The sequence below is a fragment of the Protofrankia sp. Cr1 genome, assembly GCF_963555865.1.
Lineage (GTDB): Bacteria > Actinomycetota > Actinomycetes > Frankiales > Frankiaceae > Protofrankia.
Genome location: NZ_CAUVXO010000163.1, coordinates 1,976 through 3,683, shown reverse-complemented (window position 1 = coordinate 3,683; position 1,708 = coordinate 1,976). Strand labels below are relative to the sequence as shown.

The following is a 1,708-nucleotide window of genomic DNA, read 5'->3' as shown; positions in this document are numbered from 1 at the left end:
CCGGAAAATAGCCGTGACCACCTCGGGTCTTGGGCAGGCTGCATTGCCGGGCCAGCCGGGCCGGGCGGGTCGGAACGGCGTGTGGGCCGGCCGTCAGGCGGCTGGCGTGAGAGTGACAGTGTGGCCGAGGGCTTGGAGTTGGTGGATGAGCTGGCGAGTTTTGCGATCTTTGTGGGTACGGTTGGTGTGGTAGTCGGCCCCGAGGTCGTGGAAACGGGTAGTGGGGTCGGCGAGTAGGTGCCAGACGATGATGACGATGGAACGGGCCACGGCGACGAGGGCCTTGAGCGTGCCGCGGCGTTTGACGATGCGCCGGTAGCGTGCACCGAGGAAGGTGTCGGTCTTGGCGGCCGCTGCGGCGGCCTCGCCGAGTATCCCTTTGAGGTACGGGTTGCCTTTACCTGTCTTGCCGGCTCTGCTCGTCGATCCGGACTGGATGGTGCGTGGACACAGCTTGGTCCAGGAGGCCAGGTGCCCGGCGGTGGGGAACCGAGTCATATCCAGTCCGATCTCGGCCAGGATGATCTCAGCGCCGCGCGGGCCGATACCTGGGATCTCGGCCAACCGTTGCAACGCCGGCAGCCCAGCCTGAGCCGCCGGCGCACCGGCACCGCCGTGGCCGCTATCGGTGTCGGTGGGGTGTTCGTCGTGCGACGCCGACGCGGCGGGCATCGCCGCGATCAGCGCCTCAATACGGGTCGTGAGCGTGTCAGTCTGGCGAGTGAGCCCGTCGATCTGGTCGAGTAGCATTCTGGCGAGCTCGGCGTGGTGGTCGTCGAACCGGCCGGTCAGGGCCTCGATGAGGGCGGCGTGCTTGGCTTTCATCTTGCCGCGGGCCAGGTCTGCGAGGACCCGCGGGTCACGCTCACCGGCGATGAGCGCCTCGATCATGTCGCGGGTCGACAGGGTGTCCAGGGTGCTGGCCACCGATGACACTTTGATCAGCGAGTCTTCGAGTAGCTTTTCGAGGCGCTGCCAGTGCCGGGTGCGTTCCTGGGTCAGGTCCACCCGCATCCGGGTGTAGTCGCGGAGGGTACGGATCTCGGCGGGCGGGACGAACGAGGGCCGCAACAGCCCTTTCTCGGTGAGCTTGGCCAGCCACACCGCGTCGAGCTTGTCCGTCTTCGGCCTGCCCGGCACGTTCTTGACGTCGCGGGCGTTGACCAGCTGCACCTCCAGGCCATGGGCTTCCAGCAGGTAGAACCAGATCCGCCAGTAGTCCGACGTGGACTCCACGGTGATCTTCTCGATCCCTGAGTCCGCCAGATGGCCACCAAGTTCCATGACCGCGCGGGTGGTGGCCGCCACGTCCCACACCCGGCTGACGCGTCTGTCCGGCGTGGCAGCGTGCGGCACCCGCGTGCACACCTTGCCCGACTTCTTGGCCACGTCTATCGCGCAGACCCGTTGCACGATCTGCTCATACTCCTGGTCGGGGATCTCTTCGGGTTGTCTCATCACCAGGGCTGTCCTCCATCACCTGTCCAGCGCAAGGGTGGTGGGATGCCCGGGGGCCTCGGTCGGGAACCGAAATTCTGACCGGCGTGCTCGAAGCAACAGTGCGTGACCCTTCAGGTCGGGCCCCGGCGTCAGACTAGCCCACGGGGTTATATGTCCCAGAGAAGACACCGACGTCGACGGGCAACCCGTCCCCCATTTTCATGCCTGCGAGGCGTCACCGGAAGGGATAAAAGGACTAGCCCGGCAG

At 66.3% G+C, this 1,708-nt stretch carries 1 protein-coding gene; it reads right to left on the bottom strand.

The features are described from left to right. Positions 1-93: 93 nt before the first annotated feature. Positions 94-1,458, bottom strand: coding sequence for an IS110 family transposase (locus U9980_RS14215; protein ID WP_322768352.1), 1,365 nt, complete (start codon positions 1,456-1,458; stop codon positions 94-96). Between the last annotated feature and the right edge of the window lie 250 nt (positions 1,459-1,708).